Below are 20,242 nucleotides of genomic sequence, written 5' to 3' on the forward strand. Positions count from 1 at the left end.
CAGATCGGATCGAAACATAGACTGGCGACATGCCACTCATCGCGCTCACCGGCGGCATCGCGTCGGGGAAATCGACCATTGCCCGGCGACTGGCGGAGCACGGTGCGGTGATCGTCGACGCCGACCAGATCGTCCGCGACGTGCAGGCGCCGGGCTCGCCGGTGCTGGAGCGAATAGCGGAGACGTTCGGAGCGACGGTGATCGACGGCGATGGCGCCCTGGACCGTGCCGCCCTGGGGGCGAAGGTCTTCGGCGACCCCGAGCTGCTCGCTCAGCTGAACGCGATCGTGCACCCCGCCGTTCGGGAGGAGTCGCAGCGCCGATTCGATGCGGCGTTCACTGCTGATGCGGATGCCGTGGTCGTCTACGACGTCCCCCTGCTCGTGGAGGCGAGAGTCGACGATCCGTGGGACCTGATCGTGGTCGCGCACGCCCCCGCTGCGGTGCGGCTCCGACGGCTGACCGAGCTGCGCGGCATGGAAGAGAAGGCCGCGCAGGAGCGGATCGATGCTCAGGTCTCCGACGAGAGGCGGCTCGCCATCGCCGATGTCGTGATCGACACGGCAGGAACCCTGGAGCGCACGCACGAGCAGACCGACGCGCTCTGGGAGCGGCTCCGACAGCGGTGACCTTACCCGGGCACGTGAAGACGGCGACCATCGTCGCCTGACGGCCTCGATGTCGGAGGGGCGGCATACGCTGGAGGTATGCAACCCACGCGCAGTGTCCGCCCCTTCGAGGTCATCAGCGAGTACGCGCCCGCCGGCGACCAGCCGGCGGCGATCGCCGATCTGGCGGCGCGGATCAATGCGGGCGAGACCGACGTCGTGCTGCTCGGAGCGACGGGTACCGGAAAGTCGGCGACCACGGCCTGGCTCGTCGAGCAGGTGCAGCGACCGACGCTCGTGCTCGCGCACAACAAGACCCTCGCGGCCCAATTGGCCAACGAATTCCGCGAGCTCATGCCGAACAACGCCGTCGAGTACTTCGTCTCGTACTACGACTACTACCAGCCAGAGGCCTACGTTCCACAGACAGACACCTTCATCGAGAAGGACTCGTCGATCAACTCCGAGGTCGAGCGGCTGCGGCACTCGACGACGAACTCGCTGCTGAGCCGTCGCGACGTGATCGTGGTCTCGACCGTCTCCTGCATCTACGGACTCGGCGCTCCCGAAGAGTATCTGCGCGCCATGGTGGCCCTGCAAGTGGGGGAGCGATACGACCGCGATGCGCTGATCCGCCAGTTCATCGCGATGCAGTACAACCGCAACGACGTCGACTTCTCGCGAGGCAACTTCCGGGTACGCGGCGACACGATCGAGATCATCCCCGTCTACGAAGAGCACGCCATCCGCATCGAGCTGTTCGGCGACGAGATCGAGGCCCTGTACTCGCTCCACCCGCTCACGGGCGAGGTGATCGAGAAACTCGACGCCGTCCCGATCTTCCCGGCGTCTCACTATGTCGCCGGCACCGATGTGATCCAGCGTTCCATCGGCACGATCGAGCACGAGCTGGAAGAGCGCCTGGCCGAGTTCGAGCGGCAGGGCAAGCTCCTCGAGGCGCAGCGTCTGCGCATGCGCACCACGTTCGATCTCGAGATGCTGCAGCAGTTGGGCTTCTGCTCGGGGATCGAGAACTACTCGCGTCACATGGACGGGCGCATGCCGGGGGAGCCGCCGCACACGCTGCTCGACTTCTTCCCCGACGACTTCCTGCTGGTCATCGACGAGTCGCACGTCACCGTGCCCCAGATCGGCGCGATGTACGAGGGGGACGCGTCCCGCAAGCGCACCCTCGTCGATCACGGTTTCCGGCTGCCGAGCGCGATGGACAACCGTCCGCTGCGATGGGACGAGTTCAAGAACCGGATCGGACAGACCGTCTATCTGTCGGCCACGCCCGGCAAATACGAGATGGGGATCGCCGACGGCATCGTCGAGCAGATCATCCGTCCCACCGGTCTGGTCGACCCGCACATCGTCGTCAAACCGTCGAAGGGGCAGATCGACGACCTGCTGGAGGAGATCCGCGTCCGCGTCGAGCGTGACGAGCGGGTTCTCGTCACGACCCTCACGAAGAAGATGGCCGAAGAGCTGACCGACTTCCTCGGGGAGCACGGTGTGCGCGTGCGCTACCTGCACTCCGATGTCGACACGCTGCGTCGTGTCGAGCTCCTCAGTGAGCTGCGTGCCGGCGTGTACGACGTGCTGGTCGGCATCAACCTGCTGCGTGAAGGTCTCGATCTTCCGGAGGTCTCGCTCGTGGCGATCCTGGATGCCGACAAGGAGGGCTTCCTGCGGTCGGGGACCTCACTCATCCAGACCATCGGTCGCGCCGCGCGAAACGTCTCGGGCGAAGTGCACATGTACGCCGACAAGATGACCGACTCGATGGCGAAGGCGATCGAGGAGACGGATCGTCGCCGCGAGAAGCAGGTCGCGTACAACAAGGAGCACGGCATCGACCCGCAGCCCCTCCGCAAACGCATCGCGGACATCACCGAGGTGCTCGCCCGCGAAGGCGCAGACACGGCGGAGATGATGTCAGGCCGTGGTCGCGCATCGGGCAAGGGCAAGTCGCCGACGCCCAACCTGCGTCGCACGGGCATCGCGGCCGAGGGAGCGCAACAGCTCGAAGCCACGATCCAGGATCTATCCGACCAGATGCTTGCGGCAGCTGCGGAGCTCAAGTTCGAGCTCGCCGGACGCCTGCGCGACGAGGTGCAGGACCTCAAGAAGGAACTCCGGGCGATGGAACGCGCGGGGCACGCGTAAGGCGACGCGCGGACCATGGATGCTGCGGGGGACGAGCTGGCCGATCGGATCCGGGCGCTGCTGAGCGCCGACATCGAGATCGAGGAGCGGCGGATGTTCGGAACCCGGGCATTCCTCGACGACGGTCGCATTCTTCTCGGTGCGCGTCCGGGCGGCGTCCTCCTGGTGCGTGTCGACGACGAGAACGGAGCGGCGCTCGTGGCTCGCGCGGGTGTCGCGCGGGCGGTCATGGGCTCGCGCACGATGGGTTCCGGATGGCTCGACGTCTCGCCTGAGGCCATCGAAGACGACAGCGAACTGATGTTCTGGCTCGATGTCGCGCGCGAGTCGACCGGCTCGGCGACCGATACCTCCGGCTCGGACTGACCTACGGGCAGTGCATCAGTGGCTTGGGGCCCGATCGATCGATCTCGTGCTGGGTCATCGGTGCACCGCACAGCGGGCACGCGCGTTCGGCACGTTCTGCGGCGCTCGGCGGAGGAGTCTTCTCGTACGGGCCGACGGAGGCAGGACCGGCGAGCCGGATGAGGTTCGTGTTCACCCAGGAGTAGAGGCCACCTGCCTCGCGGATGCGGGTGCGAAGGGGCGGGCGGTCGGAGTCCTGTGCCATGTTGCTTAGTGTACTAATGATTAGTGCAGATGTATAGTCGTCCATGTGACGGCTGACGACGACCTGCTCAAGCTGGAGAACCAGCTGTGCTTCGCCCTGGTGACCGCGGCACGCAACGTCGTCGCCCTCTACCGCCCGATCCTCGAGCCCCTGGGACTCACGCACCCGCAGTACCTCGTGATGCTCGCCCTGTGGGAGCGGGCGCCGCGTACGCTGAACGATCTCGCTCTGGATCTCGCGTTGGAGCCTGCGACCGCGTCGCCCCTGGTCAAGCGGCTCGAAGCGGACGGACTCGTGGCGCGACAGCGAAGCAGCGAGGACGAGCGACGACTGGAGATCACCCTGACAGCGACAGGCGTGGCACTGCGCGAGCGCGCCGTGGATGTTCCGCACCAGGTCATGGCGGCGGTCGGCATGGGCATCGATGAGATCGCTGCGCTCCGCGACGGCCTCGGTCCGTTCGCCGGGCGGCGTCCGGATCTCGGCTGAACCCGAGCGATGCCGCCCACGACTCGCGCGACCGACGACGGATTCATCGGGAGTCGCGCCCTAGGGTGGAGGCATGTCGCGCGCCGAAGCCCCGGTTTCCGGGGACCGGCGCGTCGGTGGCTCTCGCGTGGTCCGCGTCTTTCTGTCTCTGGTCACGGTCGCGGGCGTCTTCGCGGTCCTCATGTTCGTCGCTGCGCAGCAGGGCCTTCCACAGTTCCGCCCGCTGTCCGGCAACGGTGCGGAGATCGTCAATGAAGCGACCAGTGAGCCCGCGCCTGCCGAGTCGACGCCCGGACCGATGGAGCAGACCGAGGAATCGCCCCTGCTCAAGGTGATCGGCGCGGTGATGGCCGCCCTCGTCGCGATCGCGGTGTTGACGCTGCTGTTCTTCGGGGTGAGGATGCTGGTCCGCTACGCGCGCGGTCTCTGGCGGGATCGACCGCTCGCGCGGCGCGAGGCCGCCGACATCGATGCGTCGAGCGCGGCTGTCGCCGGGGCGGATGCCGAGCCTGACGCAGCGGTCATCCGAAGAGGGATCGACGAAGCACTGCGGACGATCGACGTCGACCCGGCACCGGGCGACAGCATCGTCGCCGCGTGGGTCGGTCTCGAGGAATCGGCGACGGATGCCGGCGCCGGCCGCGCCCCTCACGAGACGCCTTCCGAGTTCACCGTCCGGATCATCGGCCGACGTGCGGGGATAGCCGCCGACATCGTCGGGCTGCTCCGACTGTACGAGCAGGTCCGTTTCGGCGGTCTCGTCGCGGACGAGCGCGATCGCGCCGCGGCAGCGGCCTGTCTGCGCGGCATCCAGGAGGGGTGGCGATGAAGGGACGGCTGATTCTCCTGGGAGTCGGGGCGGCTGTCGCGGCCGTGGTCCTCGTGCTGCTCGGCGCACTCGGCGTGCCGACGCTGTTCGCCGCGTCCTGGCTGCTGATCGTGCTGACGATCGCGCTCGTGAGCCGTCAGGTCTTCTTCGACGAAGCCTCCCTCTGGCCCCCGGAGCAACGCCGACGTGCGGAGCGCGGCTCCGAGGTGTCTCGGCTCGCCTGGTCGATCAACTCGCGCACCGGTGTCGCCGGGCACGTGGTCGTCCGTCGGGTGCAGAACGTGCTGCGGCGACGACTGGCCCACCGGGGGCTCGACCTCGACGACCCCGCTCAACAGGCGGCGATCGACGCGCTCCTCGGGCCGGGAGTACGTGACTCTCTGCACAATCGCGAGGTTCAGGCTGCCGATCTCGAAAGGGTGCTCGACGCGGTCGAGGGCATAACGACCGAGGCCTCCGCGAACGCAGACCACCCGATCGCCGCGAAAGCCGGCATGGAGGAGAACCGATGAACACGGATGACGTCACCCGGATCGCCGCTCTCGGACGCCGAGTGCGGGAGAGCGTCGGCGCCGCCGTCGTCGGTATGGACGAGCCGCTCACGATCGCCCTGGCCGCGATCTTCGCCGGTGGTCACGTGCTGTTCGAAGATGTCCCCGGGCTCGGCAAGACACTCGCAGCGCGGAGCCTGGCCTCTGCGCTGGGCCTGGACTTCCGGCGATTGCAGTGCACACCCGATATGCTCCCCGGAGACGTCACCGGGTCGTACGTCTATGCACCGGCGACGGGCGACTTCGAGTTCCGGCCGGGGCCCATCTTCACCGGGCTGCTGCTGGCGGACGAGATCAACCGCACCACCCCCAAGACGCAGTCGGCGATGCTCGAGGCGATGGCGGAGCACCAGGTCACGGTCGAGGGGAACAGGTTCCCGCTGCCCCAGCCGTTCCATGTCGTCGCCACGTCGAACCCGATCGAGTACGAGGGAACCTACGCGCTTCCCGAGGCCCAGCTCGACCGCTTCATGGTGCGGCTCTCGGTCGGCTATCCGGACGTCGACGACGAGACCCGCATCATCCTGGACCGCGTGCGACGGCAGTCGTCCGACGTTTCCGTCGAGCCGGTCGTCGACGGCGAGGGCCTGCTGGCGATCCAGCGAGCGGTGGAACGGATCCACGTCGACGCGGACGTCGCCCGCTACTGCGTCGAGCTGGTCCGCGCCACGCGTGAGGTGGCGAACGTCTCGGTGGGTGCCTCTCCGCGCGGCTCGCAGTCCCTGGTGCTGCTCGGACGCGCTCTCGCCGCGCTGGACGGGCGGGCGTATGTGCGGCCGGACGATATCAAGCGCATCGCGGAGCCCGTGCTCGCGCACCGCCTCACCCTCACCCCGCAGGCCTGGGCGCAGGGCGTGGATCCCCGAGCGGTCGTCGCCGCGGTCGTCGCGAAGACATCGGTGCCGCCGACCGTCTCCGCGGTGCGATGACCGATCCGATCCGCGTCTCCGAGCGCACGACTCTCCGCTGGCGGCGGACCCCCGTCGTCGCGATCGGTGTGGCCGGGGCGGCGCTGCTCGTCGCGGCGGGGCTCGCTTTCTCGCGGCCGGACATCATCGGCATCGGCCTGCCTCTCGCGTTGACGACGGCCTGGATGCTGGTGCGCCGGCCTGCGACGGCCGATCTGCGGGTCGAACTGCGCGCGCAGGCCGGCGTGGGCGGTGAGCAGTCGGAGGCATGGGGCGAGGTCGACGTCGATGTCGATGCGGATTGGGTGCAGCTCGCCGTCGCGCAGGACAAGGGCCCGCAGCGACTCGCAGACGTCGGCGTCGGTCGATCCGTGCTCACCACGAGGACACGCCTTCAGCATTCCGGCCCCTTGGATCTGTTGAGCGTGACGGCGCGGTGCGTGGCGCAGGACGGCGCCTGGATCACGGAGGAGGCTCCGGCCGCCGGTATCCGGTGGAACACGCCGCCGCGCGCACTCCGCCTCGCGGGACTCCCCGTCGCGCCGCGGCTCACCGGTCTTCACGGTGCTCATGAGGGCGGACGCCCGGGGCAGGGTGGCGACTTCCGCGACATCCATCCGTTCGCGCCGGGCGACGAGCTGCGCCGCGTCGACTGGCGGGCCACTGCCCGGGCTGCTCGGCGGCCCGGCGAGCTCCTCGTGCGCCGGAACAACACCCTGAGCGACTCGTCGGTCGTCATCGCGGTGGATACGGCAGAGGATCTCGGCGCTGTGGTCGCGGGGTGGGGCGCCGCCGACCCCGACCGGTCCGGCGTGACCTCGTTGGACCTCGCCCGAGAAGCGGCGCTGTCGATCGCGACCACGGCCGTCGGTGCGGGCGACAGGATCGCCTACCACGCGCTGTCGAGCGGCGGGCGGAGCATCCCTTCGGGCGGAGGAGCACGACACCTCGCCCGGGTGCGCGATGTCATCGCCGCGACCGGTTCGAGTACCGACGGCTCGCCCTATCGCCGATCACCCGTCGTTCCCTCCGGCTCCATCGTGTTCGTGCTCTCGACCTTCTTCGACGGGGTGGCTGCCCAGCTGGCGACCCGATGGCGAGCGTCCGGCCACGCGGTCGTCGCGGTGGACGTCCTTCCGACGTCGGACGCGTCACGTCTCACCCGGGAGCAGCACATCGCGTTGCGCACCGTCCTCGCGGAGCGCACCGACATCCTGACCGAGCTGCGCCATGCGGGCATCGAGGTGGTGTCGTGGGCGGCGCCCGACGTTGATGCCGCCATGCGATTGGCGGACCTGCGCCAGCAGCGGATGAGGGCGGTGCGACGATGAGTCGCGCGATCCGGCAGATTCGGGTGCCGGGTGCCGTACCCGGGGTCACGGTCCGGCTGCTGCTCGTCGGCGTGGTCGCGGTCGGGGCGGTGACGCTGGTCCCGTTCCCGCTCTGGCAGGCGATCGCGGTGGTCGCGGCCCTCGTCGCCGTCGTCATCCCGCGCACACTCGCGGCGTGGACAGCTGCGGCATGCCTCCCGTTCGGGGTGATCCTCACGGAGCCGTCCCCGGGGCGGACGGCTCTTGCGCTCCTGCTCGTGCACGCCATCCACGTCCTCGCCGCGCTCAGTCTGGTCGTGCCGCTGAGGTCGCGCCTCGCGGTGCGGGTGCTCCGGCCGACCTTCATGCGTTTCGGCATCGTGCAGCTCCTGTCGCAGCCGCTGGTGTTCGCGATGTGGCTGCTCGCTCCGAGCGGTGTCGACCGTGGAACGGAGTGGCTCGCGCCGGTCGCGGCCGCGACCCTGGTCATGGGCGTGCTCCTCGCTCTGCGGGCGGCGAAACGGTCGGACGGCGAGCCGGCGCACACGGCCTCGGGCGGGGGAGAGACCGGAGTGGATGCCGGAGTCGGAGCCGATGTCCGTGGTCCCTCGTAGACTTGTTCGGTGCCCATCGTCCCCGTTGCTTCCCCAGGAAAACTCAGTGTCCGCGGTGCCCGCGTCCACAATCTCAAGAACGTCGACATCGACATCCCCCGCGACTCGCTGGTCGTGTTCACCGGCCTGTCCGGGTCGGGCAAGTCGAGTCTCGCGTTCGACACGATCTTCGCCGAGGGGCAGCGTCGCTACGTCGAATCGCTGAGTGCGTACGCGCGCCAGTTCCTCGGGCAGGTCGACCGCCCCGACGTCGATTTCATCGAGGGCCTCAGCCCGGCCGTCTCGATCGACCAGAAGTCGACCAACCGCAACCCGCGGTCCACCGTCGGCACGATCACCGAGATCTACGACTACATGCGCCTGCTCTGGGCGCGCATCGGTATCCCGCACTGTCCCGAATGCGGTGAACGCATCCAGCGTCAGACCGTGCAGCAGATCGCCGATCAGCTCATGGAACTTCCGGAGCGCACGCGCTACCAGGTGGTCGCACCCATCGTCTCTCAGAAGAAGGGCGAGTTCGTCGACCTGTTCCGTGAACTGGGCGCGAAGGGCTACTCGCGTGCCATCGTCGACGGAGATCTCGTCCAACTCGCCGAGCCGCCGACGCTCAAGAAGAGCTACAAGCACGACATCGCGGTGGTCGTCGACCGCCTCGTGGCGTCTGATGACATCCTCGGCCGCGTGACCGATTCGGTCGAGACCGCGCTCGGTCTCGCCGGCGGAGTGGTGCAGATCAACTACGTCGACGGCGAGGGCGACGACGCATGGCAGACGTTCTCCGAGAAACTCGCCTGCCCGAACGGGCACGCGCTCACCCTCACCGAGATCGAGCCCCGCACGTTCTCGTTCAACGCGCCGTTCGGTGCGTGCCCGGCATGCTCCGGGCTCGGCACCCGCATGTCGGTCGACGTCGACCTGATGCTGGGTGACGAAGACCTCTCGATCCGCGAAGGTGTAATCATCCCCTGGACCACCCAGGGTAAGGGGTTGTTCCAGTACTACGAGCGCCTGCTCGAGGGACTCTCCCGCGATCTGGACTTCTCGCTGGACACCCCGTGGCGCAAGCTGCACTCCGATGTGCAGAATGCGATCCTTCGCGGCGAGAACTACAAGGTGACCGTCAAGTGGAAGAACCGCTACGGACGCGAGATGCGCTATGCATCCGGATTCGAGGGCGTGGTCCCCTACATCGAGCGGCAGTATCTGCAGGCGGAGTCCGACAACCAGCGCAGCCGGTGGGGCGAGTACCTCCGCGAAGTGCCGTGCCCGGTCTGCGACGGCAACCGCCTCAAGCCCGAGGTGCTCGCCGTACAGGTGCACGGTCACTCCATCGCCGAGGTCTCGCACCTCAGCCTCGCCGACGCCCGCGGGTTCATGGAGACCCTCACCCTCAGCGACCGTGAGGCGAAGATCGCCGCTCAGGTGCTGCGCGAGATCCGTCTGCGTCTCGACTTCCTGCTCCAGGTCGGACTCTCCTACCTCAACCTCAGCCGCTCGGCCGGATCCCTGTCCGGTGGAGAGGCGCAGCGCATCCGCCTGGCCACGCAGATCGGCTCCGGCCTCACCGGGGTGCTCTACGTGCTCGACGAGCCGTCGATCGGACTCCACCAGCGTGACAACCGACGCCTCATCGACACCCTGCTGAAGCTGCGCGACCTCGGCAACACGCTCATCGTCGTCGAGCACGACGAGGAGACGATCGAAGCGGCCGACTGGGTGGTCGACATCGGTCCCGGCGCCGGAGTCAACGGCGGCGAGGTGGTGCACTCGGGTCCGTATTCGGCACTGCTCGAGGACAGCGACTCGATGACGGGGGAGTACCTCTCGGGTCGCCGTGAGATCCCCCTGCCGACGAAGCGCCGCAAGATCGACAAGAAGCGGATGCTGAGCGTCGTGGGCGCTCGGGCCAATAACCTCCGCAACGTCACAGCCGACTTCCCGCTGGGTGTGCTCACGGCCGTCACCGGTGTCAGCGGCTCCGGCAAGTCCTCGCTCGTGAACGACATCCTGTACCAGGTGCTCGCGTCACGGCTGAACGGTGCCCGCACGGTCCCCGGCAAGCACACGCGCGTGACCGGACTCGACAACCTCGACAAGGTCGTCCACGTCGACCAGGCACCGATCGGCCGCACCCCGCGGTCGAACCCCGCCACGTACACGGGCGTGTTCGATCGCATCCGCACACTCTTCAGCGAGACGCCGGAGGCGAAGGTCCGCGGCTATCAGCCCGGCCGCTTCAGCTTCAACGTCAAGGGTGGCCGCTGCGAGGCGTGCTCCGGTGACGGCACGATCAAGATCGAGATGAACTTCCTGCCCGACGTGTACGTCGACTGCGAGGTCTGCCACGGCAAGCGATACAACCGCGACACACTGGCCGTGCACTACAAGGGCAAGAACATCGCCGAGGTGCTCGAGATGCCGATCGAGGAGGCTGCGGAGTTCTTCGAGCCGATCCAGGCCATCCACCGTTACATGAAGACGCTCGTCGACGTGGGGCTCGGCTATGTCCGACTCGGGCAGTCGGCGACGACGCTCTCCGGCGGGGAGGCGCAGCGCGTCAAGCTCGCCACCGAGCTTCAGCGTCGTAGCAACGGACGCAGCATCTACGTGCTCGACGAGCCGACGACAGGTCTGCACTTCGAAGACGTCCGCAAGCTCCTCGAGGTGCTGAACGGACTGGTCGACAAGGGAAACACCGTGATCGTCATCGAGCACAACCTCGATGTGATCAAGTCGGCCGACTGGGTGATCGATCTCGGCCCCGAGGGCGGTTCCGGCGGCGGCCAGATCGTCGCCACCGGCACCCCGGAGCAGATCGCACGCGTCGAGGCGAGCCACACCGGGCTGTTCCTCGGCGAGATCCTGGGTGAGGGGCGCGCCGCGCGGAAGGCCAGCTGATGGCCGACGTGCTGCCGTACAAGCCGCGGCCGGGGGAGATCCCGACCGATCCCGGCGTGTACCGCTTCCGTGATGCGTCCGGGCGGGTGCTTTATGTCGGCAAGGCGAAGAACCTGCGTCAGCGCCTGTCGAACTACTTCGCCCCGCTGCGTACGCTCCACGAGCGCACCCGGCGCATGGTCACGACAGCGGCATCCGTCGAATGGACGGTCGTGTCGACGGACGTCGACTCGCTGCAGCTGGAATACATGTGGATCAAGGAGTTCGATCCGCCGTTCAACGTGCGCTACAAAGACGACAAGTCGTATCCCTTCATGGCGGTGACGCTCGCCGACGAAGCGCCCAGGGTGATCGTCACACGCAATCGCAAGATCCCCGGTGCGCGGTACTTCGGCCCGTTCCCGAAGGTGTGGGCGGTGCACGAGACCATCGATCTGATGATTAAGGCGTTCCCGATCCGCACCTGCAGCGATTCCAGCTACAAGCGCGCGATGCAGACCGGCAGGCCCTGTTTCCCCGGGCAGATCGGCAAGTGCGGCGGCCCCTGCTCTATGACGGTGAGCATCGAGGAGCACCGCGCCATGGTCGATGACTTCGTGGCGTTCATGGCCGGCGGTGATGAGCGCTTCACCCGGGAGCTCACCAAGCGGATGCTGGCTGCCTCGGCGGCGATGGACTACGAGGCGGCGGCGAAGTACCGGGACAAGCTCTCGGCGATCGAAGCAGTTCTGGGCAAGAGCGCACTCGTGCTCCCCGCCGACGAGGACGCCGATCTCTTCGGCATCGCCGAGGATGAGCTGGCGGCAGCTGTGCAGCATTTCGTGATCCGCGGCGGCAGGTTACGCGGTGTGCGTGCGCTGACCATCGAGAAGGAGATCGACATCTCGAGTGGTGATCTCGTCGAACAGGTGCTGCAGCAGGCATACGGCGAGGCGCAGGACGTCCCTCGCCGAATCCTCGTCCCGACCCTTCCGGACGACGCTGCCGAGCTCGAAGTCTGGCTGCGCGAACGTCGCGGCAAGAAGGTCGAGATCGCGGTCGCGCAGCGCGGGCAGCGGGCAGACCTCATGCGCACCGCGACGTTGAACGCGCAGCAGGCGTTGATCCGCTACAAGACCCGGCGCACGAGCGACTACGTCGCCCGTACGCAGGCGCTCACCGACCTGCAGGAGGCTCTCGGGATGTCCGAAGCCCCGCTGCGCATCGAGTGCTTCGACATCTCGCACCTCGGCGGAACGAACGTCGTGGCATCGATGGTCGTGTTCGAGGACGGTCTTCCCCGCAAGGACCAGTACCGCTCCTTCAACATCGCCGAGACGACGGATGACACCGACTCGATGTACCAGGTGCTTCGTCGTCGGCTCGCCTACCTCGATCGTCCCGAGGAACCGGAGGTCATCGATCCGACGACCGAGGCAGTCGTCGGAGAAGACGTGGGAGAGGCGACCGCGCGGCGAAAGCCGCGATTCGCCTACCCGCCGCAGCTCCTGCTCGTCGATGGTGGGCAACCGCAGGTGGAAGCAGCGGCCCGGGCCCTCCGTGACGCCGGGCACACCGAGATCGCGGTCTGCGGAATCGCGAAGCGTTTGGAGGAAGTGTGGCTCCCGGGTGACGATTTCCCGGTGATCCTGCCGCGTACCAGCGAGGCGCTCTATCTGCTGCAGCGTCTTCGTGACGAGGCGCACCGCTTCGCGATCACGCACCAGCGCAAGCGACGGCGCAACGACATCTCCTCCGTGCTCGCCGAGGTGCCGGGGCTCGGGGCATCCCGCATCAAGGTGCTGCTCAAGCACTTCGGCTCGGTGACGGCGCTGCGCGCAGCCGAACCGGGACAGATCGAAGAAGTGCAGGGAATCGGGCCCGTGCTCGCCCAGAACATCCATTCGCACCTGTCCACTCGCTAGGCTGGAGGCCGAGGGGGAGAGGGAGCACTGAGCAATGTCTGACGAGGAAAAGGGCGAGTTCCTCATCGTCACGGGAATGTCCGGCGCGGGTCGGACCACGGTGGCGAATGCGCTGGAGGATCTCGGCTGGTACGTCGTCGACAACCTCCCGCCCCAGATCCTCCGGCCGCTGCTGGATCTGACCGATATGGGTGGCAATGCGCTTCCCAAGGTCGCCGCCGTGGTCGATGTCCGGGGACGCAACCTCTTCGACGACTTCCCCGGCGTCGCGCGAGCTCTCCGGTCTCGAGGGTCTGTCCGCGTCCTGTTCCTCGACGCCTCCGACGACGTCCTCGTGCGGCGCTTCGAGTCCGTCCGACGGCCGCATCCGCTCCAGGGGGATGGGACGCTTCTCGACGGGATCCGCATCGAGCGCACCAGGCTCGCACCGATCCGTGAGGCGGCCGACCTGGTCATCGACACCTCGCGGCTCAACATCCATCAACTGGCGACGCAGGTTTCGGACATCTTCTCGGAGGAGGGCGCGGCGCGCCACCGCGTGACGCTCCTCAGCTTCGGATTCAAGTACGGGCTTCCGACCGACGTCGACATCGTCGCCGACATGAGGTTCCTGCCCAACCCGTTCTGGAACGAAGAACTCCGCGGCCTCACCGGCCAGGACGAGACGGTTCGTGACTACGTTCTCTCGCGGCCCGGTGCGATGGAGTTCCTGGACGCCTACTCGACCGCCCTCGTCCCGGTCCTCGAGGGGTATCAGCGAGAGAACAAGAGCCACTCCACGATCGCGATCGGTTGCACGGGGGGAAAGCACCGTTCGGTCGCGATGTCGGAGGAGCTCGCGCGCAGGCTGTCCGCGATCCCCGGCGTCGCCGTCAACGTCCGCCATCGAGACCTCGGCCGAGAATAGCGGTCCGCCCGGCCGAGTAAGCTGGACGTTTGCGCCGCGACCCGGCGCGTGAACGTGAAGGAGTGTCGTGGCACTAACCACCGACGTCAAGGCCGAGCTGGTCAGCATCCGCAATGCACCCCCGACGGTGCGAGTTGCGGAAGTCACCGCGATCCTCCGGTTCGCCGGTGGTCTGCATTCGATCGCCGGCCGCGTGGCCGTGGAGGCCGAGGTGGACGCCGAGACTCTCGCGCGCCGCGTCGCACGTGACCTCGCCGAGATCTACGGCGTGCGTCCCGAGATCGCGCAGGTGCAGTCGAGCACCGCGAACGACGGTGCCCGGTGGGCCGTTCGGGTGATCGCCCAGGGCGAGACGCTCGCCCGTCAGACGGGCCTTCTCGACCAGCGGCGGCGTCCCGTGCGCGGGCTCCCGAACCGCCTCACGACCGGTTCTCGGGCCGAGGTCGCCGGCCTGTGGCGCGGAGCGTTCCTCGCCGCCGGCACCCTGAGCGAGCCGGGCCGTTCGGCCATGCTCGAGGTCGTCTGCCCGTCGTCGGAAGCGGCGATGGCCCTCGTCGGTGCCGCGCACCGGCTCGGCGTGGCCGCCAAGGCTCGCGAGGTCCGCGGCATGCCGCGTGTCGTCGTGCGCGAAGGGGAGGCGATCCGCACCATCCTCAACGAGATGGGCGCGCAGAAGACCGCCATCGCGTGGGAAGAACTCCGTCAGCGCCGCGAGGTCCGTGCCGGGGTCAACCGCCTCGTGAACTTCGACGACGCGAACCTGCGCCGCTCGGCGCAGGCCGCGGTCGCCGCCTGCGCGCGTGTGGAGCGCGCGCTCGAGATCCTGGCCGACGAGGTACCCGATCATCTGAAGGTCGCCGGAGAGCTGCGTCTGGCTCACCGGGATGCCAGCCTCGACGAGCTCGGCCATCACGCCGACCCGCCGCTGACGAAGGATGCCGTCGCAGGCCGCATCCGCCGCCTGCTGGCGATGGCCGACAAGCGCGCTCAGCAGGAGGGTATTCCGGGCACCGAGGCCGCCGTGCCCGTGGGACTCGACGTCTGAGAGAATCCCTGCATGAGTGTCTTCGGCTGGCGCAGTGCAGAGTTCGGTGAGGCGACGGTCGAGACGCCGTTCGCGGAGACGATCCGTGATGCGATCACGGTCCTCGGCGTCGCTCCCACGATCACCGAGGGGCCTTTCGTCCGCTGGTACGACGGTGCGCGGCAGATCTCCGTCCGTCCGTCGAGCAGTGGCGGTGCGCAGATCCTCGTCGCGCACATGGATGCCATCGCTGACGAGGAGTATCGGAACTTCGAGTCCCTGCCCGACTCTGCTCTTCCCTACCGGTGGCGCGCGGATGACATCGGCCTCCTCCCCGACGGCAGCTACCTGCCGGGGGAGCGGGTCGTCGACGATTTCGACGCGCTGGCTCCGGTCCTGACCCGGACACTCGTCACGTTGTGCGAGGCGACGGCCGCGCTGGGGGACGGGCGTTCCGAGGCGCAACTGCACGTCTGGTACGCCGATCCGGCACATGACACCCTCGCCAGGGCCGACCGTTGGGCGGCGCGTCGCAAGACCTCGCTGAGCATCGCGTTCAAGGCGGGGACCGGGAACATACATGTGATGCCGGTGGGCGGGAAGGCGCACGCAGAGCGGATCTCGTTCCCCGCCACCCCCGAGAACGCATCCATCGCCGCGGGCGCACTCCTGGAGCAGGTCGTGGCTACGGGGGCGCCGAATCCGGCGGCGCTCCGACAAGACTCGCTGATGTACGTCGACCGTCGCAAGCTCGTGCTCAGTCCGTTCGCCCTCGGCATCCCGCAGATGGGGCTGAACGCCTGATCCGGGTCGACCGGTCCGAACCGTCATATGGCGGAAGGTTCCGGGGCGCACCCGCGTTGTCGTCAGTAGGATGAAAGATGTCCGCTCTACGCCGCACATCGGCGGCGCGGAGGATCGGCAAGCGCCGCGGCGCGGCGCGGATTGGATGAAAGCGATATGGCGACTTACACGCTCCCCGACCTTCCCTACGACTTCGCAGCCCTCGAGCCGCACATCAGCGGCAAGATCATGGAACTGCACCATGACAAGCACCACGCGACGTACGTCGCGGGCGCGAACACCGCGCTCGACCAGCTCGCAGAAGCCCGCGAGAGCGGCAACCTCGCGAACGTCAACAAGCTCGAGAAGGACCTCGCCTTCAACCTCGGCGGCCACGTCAACCACTCGATCTTCTGGACGAACCTGTCGCCGAACGGCGGAGGCCAGCCCGAGGGCGAGCTGAAGGCGGCCATCGACGAGTACTTCGGCTCGTTCGAGAAGTTTCAGGCGCACTTCACCGCGGCGGCGACCGGCATCCAGGGCTCCGGCTGGGCCGTGCTCAGCTGGGACTCGATCGGCTCGCGCCTGATCATCCAGCAGCTGTTCGACCAGCAGTCGAACACGGCGCAGGGCACCATCCCGCTGTTCCAGCTCGACATGTGGGAGCACGCGTTCTACCTCGACTACCTGAACGTCAAGGCGGACTACGTCAAGGCCGCGTGGAACATCGCGAACTGGGAGAACGTCGCCCAGCGCCTCGAGGTCGCCCGCAAGCAGACGAACGGCCTGCTGGTACTGTCGTAATCGGGTCGCGTCCCGACGGGCCACGGCTCGTCGGGACGCCCTCTCAGCCAAAAAACCCCGCGCTTCATACATGCTGGAAAGCTGTGTGCAGCGCACGAGAAACAGGGAGACCTGAGTGTCTGTCAAGATCGGTATCAACGGCTTCGGCCGCATCGGACGCAACTACTTCCGCGCGGCTCTCGCGCAGGGAGCGGACCTTGAGATCGTCGCCGTCAACGACCTCACCGACAACAAGACCCTGGCGCACCTGCTGAAGTACGACTCGGTGGGCGGCGTCCTCGACGCCGAGATCAGCTACGACGACGAGAGCATCACCGTCAACGGCAAGGTCATCAAGGCCTTCGCCGAGCGCGACCCCGCCGGTCTCCCGTGGGGCGAGCTGGGTGTGGACATCGTCATCGAGTCGACCGGCTTCTTCACCAAGGCCGAGCTCGCCAAGAAGCACATCGAGGCCGGCGCGAAGAAGGTCCTCATCTCGGCTCCGGGCACCGGTGTCGACGGAACGTTCGTCATGGGCGTGAACGAGGACACGTACAACCCGGAGACGGATCACATCATCTCCAACGCATCTTGCACCACGAACTGCCTCGCACCGCTCGCGCAGGTCTTCAACGACGCGTTCGGCATCGACCGCGGCTTCATGATGACCGCGCACGCGTACACGGCCGACCAGAACCTGCAGGACGGCCCGCACAGCGACCTCCGTCGTGCACGCGCCGCCGCGATCAACATCACCCCGGCTTCCACCGGTGCTGCCAAGGCCATCGGCGAGGTGCTCCCGGAGCTCCAGGGCAAGCTCAGCGGCTCGTCGTACCGCGTTCCGGTTCCCACCGGTTCGATCGTCGACCTCACCCTCATCACCGACCGTGAGAACCTCACGGTCGACGAGGTCAACGAGGCATACAAGAAGGCTGCTGCCGAGGGTCGCCTCGCCGGCTACCTCCAGTACAACGAGGACCCGATCGTGTCGAGCGACATCGTGCACAACCCGCACTCGTCGATCTTCGACTCGACGCTCACCAACGTGAGCGGCAACCTGATCAAGGTCTCGAGCTGGTACGACAACGAGTGGGGCTACTCCAACCGTCTCGTCGACCTGACCGAGTACGTCGCCGAGCGCCTCTAAGCTCAGGAACATGACTCTGCGCACCCTGGACACACTGGGGTCGCTCGAGGGCAAGCGCGTCATCGTCCGTTGTGATCTCAACGTCCCGCTCCGGGACGGGATCATCACGGACGATGGCCGTGTCCGCGCCTCGCTGCCGACCCTCAATGCACTCATCAACGCGGGCGCCCGCGTCGTCGTGTGCTCTCACCTCGGACGGCCGGATGGCGCGCCCGACCCGCAGTACAGCCTGGAGCCGGTGGCTCAGCGGCTGTCCGAGCTGCTCGGCGCTCCGGTCGCGTTCGCACGCGACACGGTCGGCGAGTCGGCGAAGGAGGCCGTCGCCTCGCTCGAGGACGGCGGGGTCGTCGTCATCGAGAACCTGCGGTTCAACCCGGGGGAGACCTCGAAGGACGAGTCCGTGCGCGCAGCCTTCGCGGCTGAGCTCGCCGAGCTCGGAGACGTGCTCGTCTCCGACGGATTCGGGGTCGTGCACCGCAAGCAGGCGAGCGTCTACGAGCTCGCCGAGCTGCTCCCGTCGGCGGCCGGTCTGCTGATCGCGGCCGAGCTCGACGTGCTCGACCGCCTGACCGAGAACCCCGAGCGCCCGTACGCGGTCGTGCTCGGCGGGTCGAAGGTCAGCGACAAGCTCGGCGTCATCTCGCACCTGCTGCCGCGCGTCGACAGGATTCTCGTCGGCGGCGGAATGCTCTTCACCTTCCTGAAGGCGCAGGGGCACGCTGTGGCTTCGAGCCTGCTGGAAGAGGATCAGCTCGAGACGGTTCGCGGCTACATCGCCGAGGCGGCCGAACGCGGTGTCGAGCTCGTGCTCCCCACCGATGTCGTCGTCGCCGCATCGTTCGGCGCGGACGCCGCCCACGAAGTCGCCGCGGCGGACGCGATCGAGTCGACGCCGTTCGGTGCCTCCGGCATCGGACTCGACATCGGTCCGGAGACGGCAGCACGCTTCGCCGACGTCATCCGCGAATCGAAGACCGTGTTCTGGAACGGCCCGATGGGCGTGTTCGAGTTCCCGGCGTTCGCGGCCGGCACCAAGACCGTCGCGCAGGCGCTCACCGAGGTCGACGGCCTCAGTGTCGTCGGTGGCGGCGATTCCGCCGCGGCCGTGCGTCAGCTCGGATTCACCGACGACCAGTTCGGTCACATCTCGACCGGCGGCGGCGCGAGCCTCGAGTTCCTCGAGGGCAAGAAACTACCTGGGCTGGAGGTCCTCGGATGGGTGTGAACTCCCGTACCCCGCTGATCGCGGGAAACTGGAAGATGAATCTCGACCACCTTCAGGCGGTCGCGTTCGTGCAGAAGCTGCACTGGACGTTGAAGGATGCCAAGCACGAAGACGGATCCGTCGAGGTCGCGGTCTTCCCGCCGTTCACCGACATCCGCAGCGTGCAGACGCTCATCGACGCGGACAAGATCCCGTTCGCGCTCGGTGCGCAGGATGTGTCGGCACACGACTCCGGTGCGTACACCGGTGAGGTCTCCGGTGCTTTCCTGGCGAAGCTCGACGCGAAGTACGTCATCATCGGCCACTCGGAGCGTCGTGAATACCACGCCGAGGGCGACGATGTCGTGGCGGCCAAGGTGCAGGCATCGCTCAAGCACGGTCTCGTGCCGGTGATCTGCGTCGGTGAGACCGCGGGCGACCTGGAGAAGTTCGGTGCGAGCGCCGTTCCGGTGTCGCAGCTCGAGGCCGCGCTTCAGGGCGTGTCCCCGAAGGCGGACATCGTGGTGGCGTACGAGCCGGTGTGGGCGATCGGCTCCGGCCAGGCCGCGACGCCGCAGCAGGCGCAGGATGTCTGCGCCGCTCTGCGTGCGGTCGTCGCGAAGGTTCTGGGCGACGAGGCAGCCGCGCGCACGCGCATCCTCTACGGCGGCTCCGTGAAGGCGGCGAACATCGCCAGCTTCATGCGCGAGCCCGATGTGGACGGCGCGCTGGTCGGCGGGGCGAGCCTCGTCGTGGACGAGTTCGCAGCGATCATCCGCTTCGAGAAGCACGTCGGAGTGTGAGTGCAGCGGGGCTGCGGCCCCGCTGCACCGTATACTTGACCGTTACGGGGGCGTTCCGGCCCCAGCGAAAGGCTCTTTCTCGTGGCAATTCTCGAGTTCGTCCTGCAGGTCGTGCTGGGCATCACCAGCGTTCTGCTGACCCTCCTCATCCTCCTGCACAAAGGTCGGGGCGGTGGACTGTCCGACATGTTCGGTGGAGGCATGACCTCTGCGGTCGGCTCCTCCGGTCTTGCGGAGCGGAACCTGAACCGCTTCACCGTCGTCCTGGCACTGACATGGTTCGTCGCCATCGTCGCGCTGGGCCTCATCACGAAATTCGAGGTCATCTGATGGCTACCGGTGGAAACGCCATCCGCGGCACCCGTGTCGGCTCCGGCCCGATGGGCGAGCAGGATCACGGTTATCACGCCGACCGCATCGCGGTCTCGTACTGGGACGGACTCGGCAACGAGACCGTGCGCTACTTCGCTGCGGGACTCCCCGAAGAGGAGATCCCCGAGACGATCGATCACCCGCAGTCGGGTCTCCCGGCCGGGCGTGACAAGGAGAACCCTCCTGCTCTCGCGAAGGCGGAGCCGTACAAGACGCACCTCGCGTATGTGAAGGAGCGTCGTACCGACGAGGAAGCCGTCCAGCTTCTCGACGACGCGCTCACCCAGCTGCGAGAGCGTCGGGGACAGTGACCTCGACCTGACATC

Annotated in this window: 21 protein-coding genes; 20 read left to right on the forward strand and 1 reads right to left on the reverse strand. The window is 67.6% G+C overall.

All coding sequences use genetic code 11. From position 1 onward, the window contains the following. Positions 1–29: 29 nt before the first annotated feature. The 3 genes from coaE (at position 30) to ACIOTO_RS14055 (ending at position 3,146) form a co-directional block, all read left to right on the forward strand. Positions 30–629, forward strand: coding sequence for a dephospho-CoA kinase (coaE, locus tag ACIOTO_RS14045; RefSeq protein WP_400858333.1), 600 nt, complete (start codon positions 30–32; stop codon positions 627–629). A gap of 78 nt (positions 630–707) precedes the next feature. Beyond that, the gene (uvrB, locus tag ACIOTO_RS14050; protein WP_029261607.1) at positions 708–2,780 is read left to right on the forward strand and encodes an excinuclease ABC subunit UvrB; all 2,073 of its coding nucleotides are present in this window, start codon (positions 708–710) and stop codon (positions 2,778–2,780) included. 15 nt (positions 2,781–2,795) lie between these two features. After that, a complete protein-coding gene (locus ACIOTO_RS14055; RefSeq protein WP_400858334.1) occupies positions 2,796–3,146 on the forward strand; it encodes a TfoX/Sxy family protein in 351 nt (116 codons plus the stop codon). A 1-nt stretch (position 3,147) separates the two neighbouring features. On the opposite strand, the gene ACIOTO_RS14060 is transcribed toward ACIOTO_RS14055, so the two are convergent. Continuing rightward, entirely contained in the window at positions 3,148–3,390 is a 243-nt protein-coding gene (locus ACIOTO_RS14060) for a hypothetical protein (RefSeq protein WP_091037185.1), read from the reverse strand. Positions 3,391–3,435: 45 nt separating this feature from the next. Between ACIOTO_RS14060 and ACIOTO_RS14065 the strand changes: the two genes are divergently transcribed. The 17 genes from ACIOTO_RS14065 to ACIOTO_RS14145 all read left to right on the forward strand — a co-directional run bounded on the left by ACIOTO_RS14065 (position 3,436) and on the right by ACIOTO_RS14145 (position 20,227). Further along, positions 3,436–3,879: a MarR family winged helix-turn-helix transcriptional regulator gene (locus ACIOTO_RS14065; protein ID WP_091037182.1), complete on the forward strand. Its 444-nt coding sequence runs from the start codon at positions 3,436–3,438 to the stop codon at positions 3,877–3,879. Positions 3,880–3,952: 73 nt separating this feature from the next. Then, a complete protein-coding gene (locus ACIOTO_RS14070) occupies positions 3,953–4,708 on the forward strand; it encodes a DUF4129 domain-containing protein (RefSeq protein WP_400858335.1) in 756 nt (251 codons plus the stop codon). Then, on the forward strand, positions 4,705–5,220 hold the full coding sequence (locus tag ACIOTO_RS14075) for a hypothetical protein (protein WP_400858336.1): 516 nt from the start codon (positions 4,705–4,707) through the stop codon (positions 5,218–5,220). The genes ACIOTO_RS14070 and ACIOTO_RS14075 overlap by 4 nt, the downstream gene beginning before the upstream one ends. After that, entirely contained in the window at positions 5,217–6,188 is a 972-nt protein-coding gene (locus ACIOTO_RS14080; protein WP_400858337.1) for an AAA family ATPase, read from the forward strand. The genes ACIOTO_RS14075 and ACIOTO_RS14080 overlap by 4 nt, the downstream gene beginning before the upstream one ends. Beyond that, the gene (locus ACIOTO_RS14085; protein WP_400858338.1) at positions 6,185–7,498 is read left to right on the forward strand and encodes a DUF58 domain-containing protein; all 1,314 of its coding nucleotides are present in this window, start codon (positions 6,185–6,187) and stop codon (positions 7,496–7,498) included. Before ACIOTO_RS14080 ends, ACIOTO_RS14085 begins: the two co-directional genes overlap by 4 nt. Then, the gene (locus ACIOTO_RS14090) at positions 7,495–8,091 is read left to right on the forward strand and encodes a hypothetical protein (protein ID WP_400858339.1); all 597 of its coding nucleotides are present in this window, start codon (positions 7,495–7,497) and stop codon (positions 8,089–8,091) included. Before ACIOTO_RS14085 ends, ACIOTO_RS14090 begins: the two co-directional genes overlap by 4 nt. Positions 8,092–8,100: 9 nt before the next feature. Next, positions 8,101–10,989, forward strand: coding sequence for an excinuclease ABC subunit UvrA (gene uvrA / locus ACIOTO_RS14095; RefSeq protein WP_400858340.1), 2,889 nt, complete (start codon positions 8,101–8,103; stop codon positions 10,987–10,989). Beyond that, on the forward strand, positions 10,989–12,893 hold the full coding sequence (gene uvrC / locus ACIOTO_RS14100) for an excinuclease ABC subunit UvrC (protein WP_400858341.1): 1,905 nt from the start codon (positions 10,989–10,991) through the stop codon (positions 12,891–12,893). The genes uvrA and uvrC overlap by 1 nt, the downstream gene beginning before the upstream one ends. Before the next feature lie 34 nt (positions 12,894–12,927). Further along, complete coding sequence (gene rapZ, locus ACIOTO_RS14105) at positions 12,928–13,800, forward strand: RNase adapter RapZ (RefSeq protein ID WP_029261617.1); 873 nt, start codon at positions 12,928–12,930, stop codon at positions 13,798–13,800. Positions 13,801–13,867: 67 nt separating this feature from the next. After that, complete coding sequence (gene whiA, locus ACIOTO_RS14110) at positions 13,868–14,845, forward strand: DNA-binding protein WhiA (RefSeq protein ID WP_017202788.1); 978 nt, start codon at positions 13,868–13,870, stop codon at positions 14,843–14,845. Between the two features lie 12 nt (positions 14,846–14,857). Further along, the gene (locus tag ACIOTO_RS14115; RefSeq protein ID WP_400858342.1) at positions 14,858–15,628 is read left to right on the forward strand and encodes a hypothetical protein; all 771 of its coding nucleotides are present in this window, start codon (positions 14,858–14,860) and stop codon (positions 15,626–15,628) included. Between the two features lie 156 nt (positions 15,629–15,784). After that, positions 15,785–16,411, forward strand: a complete 627-nt coding sequence (locus ACIOTO_RS14120; protein ID WP_029261619.1) for a superoxide dismutase — start codon at positions 15,785–15,787, stop codon at positions 16,409–16,411. A gap of 115 nt (positions 16,412–16,526) precedes the next feature. After that, positions 16,527–17,537, forward strand: coding sequence for a type I glyceraldehyde-3-phosphate dehydrogenase (gene gap, locus ACIOTO_RS14125; protein ID WP_105710159.1), 1,011 nt, complete (start codon positions 16,527–16,529; stop codon positions 17,535–17,537). Positions 17,538–17,547: 10 nt separating this feature from the next. Then, complete coding sequence (locus ACIOTO_RS14130; RefSeq protein WP_400858343.1) at positions 17,548–18,762, forward strand: phosphoglycerate kinase; 1,215 nt, start codon at positions 17,548–17,550, stop codon at positions 18,760–18,762. Then, on the forward strand, positions 18,753–19,544 hold the full coding sequence (gene tpiA, locus ACIOTO_RS14135) for a triose-phosphate isomerase (RefSeq protein ID WP_167633366.1): 792 nt from the start codon (positions 18,753–18,755) through the stop codon (positions 19,542–19,544). The genes ACIOTO_RS14130 and tpiA overlap by 10 nt, the downstream gene beginning before the upstream one ends. 81 nt (positions 19,545–19,625) lie before the next feature. Then, positions 19,626–19,874, forward strand: a complete 249-nt coding sequence (gene secG / locus ACIOTO_RS14140) for a preprotein translocase subunit SecG (RefSeq protein ID WP_029261623.1) — start codon at positions 19,626–19,628, stop codon at positions 19,872–19,874. Further along, on the forward strand, positions 19,874–20,227 hold the full coding sequence (locus ACIOTO_RS14145; protein WP_017830291.1) for an RNA polymerase-binding protein RbpA: 354 nt from the start codon (positions 19,874–19,876) through the stop codon (positions 20,225–20,227). The genes secG and ACIOTO_RS14145 overlap by 1 nt, the downstream gene beginning before the upstream one ends. Positions 20,228–20,242: the final 15 nt, after the last annotated feature.

This window comes from Microbacterium sp. NPDC087592 (assembly GCF_044743585.1).
In the GTDB taxonomy this organism is placed as follows: domain Bacteria; phylum Actinomycetota; class Actinomycetes; order Actinomycetales; family Microbacteriaceae; genus Microbacterium.

Bases quoted from the DNA above. Each gene is read 5' to 3' on its own strand.
- ACIOTO_RS14080 (WP_400858337.1), top strand. From the start codon at position 5,217: ATGAACACGGATGACGTCACCCGGATCGCCGCTCTCGGACGCCGAGTG.
- uvrC (WP_400858341.1), top strand. From the start codon at position 10,989: ATGGCCGACGTGCTGCCGTACAAGCCGCGGCCGGGGGAGATCCCGACC.
- coaE (WP_400858333.1), top strand. From the start codon at position 30: ATGCCACTCATCGCGCTCACCGGCGGCATCGCGTCGGGGAAATCGACC.
- ACIOTO_RS14085 (WP_400858338.1), top strand. From the start codon at position 6,185: ATGACCGATCCGATCCGCGTCTCCGAGCGCACGACTCTCCGCTGGCGG.
- ACIOTO_RS14115 (WP_400858342.1), top strand. From the start codon at position 14,858: ATGAGTGTCTTCGGCTGGCGCAGTGCAGAGTTCGGTGAGGCGACGGTC.
- rapZ (WP_029261617.1), top strand. From the start codon at position 12,928: ATGTCTGACGAGGAAAAGGGCGAGTTCCTCATCGTCACGGGAATGTCC.
- ACIOTO_RS14130 (WP_400858343.1), top strand. From the start codon at position 17,548: ATGACTCTGCGCACCCTGGACACACTGGGGTCGCTCGAGGGCAAGCGC.
- tpiA (WP_167633366.1), top strand. From the start codon at position 18,753: ATGGGTGTGAACTCCCGTACCCCGCTGATCGCGGGAAACTGGAAGATG.
- ACIOTO_RS14120 (WP_029261619.1), top strand. From the start codon at position 15,785: ATGGCGACTTACACGCTCCCCGACCTTCCCTACGACTTCGCAGCCCTC.
- ACIOTO_RS14090 (WP_400858339.1), top strand. From the start codon at position 7,495: ATGAGTCGCGCGATCCGGCAGATTCGGGTGCCGGGTGCCGTACCCGGG.
- uvrB (WP_029261607.1), top strand. From the start codon at position 708: ATGCAACCCACGCGCAGTGTCCGCCCCTTCGAGGTCATCAGCGAGTAC.
- ACIOTO_RS14060 (WP_091037185.1), bottom strand. From the start codon at position 3,390: ATGGCACAGGACTCCGACCGCCCGCCCCTTCGCACCCGCATCCGCGAG.
- ACIOTO_RS14075 (WP_400858336.1), top strand. From the start codon at position 4,705: ATGAAGGGACGGCTGATTCTCCTGGGAGTCGGGGCGGCTGTCGCGGCC.
- ACIOTO_RS14145 (WP_017830291.1), top strand. From the start codon at position 19,874: ATGGCTACCGGTGGAAACGCCATCCGCGGCACCCGTGTCGGCTCCGGC.
- ACIOTO_RS14070 (WP_400858335.1), top strand. From the start codon at position 3,953: ATGTCGCGCGCCGAAGCCCCGGTTTCCGGGGACCGGCGCGTCGGTGGC.
- ACIOTO_RS14055 (WP_400858334.1), top strand. From the start codon at position 2,796: ATGGATGCTGCGGGGGACGAGCTGGCCGATCGGATCCGGGCGCTGCTG.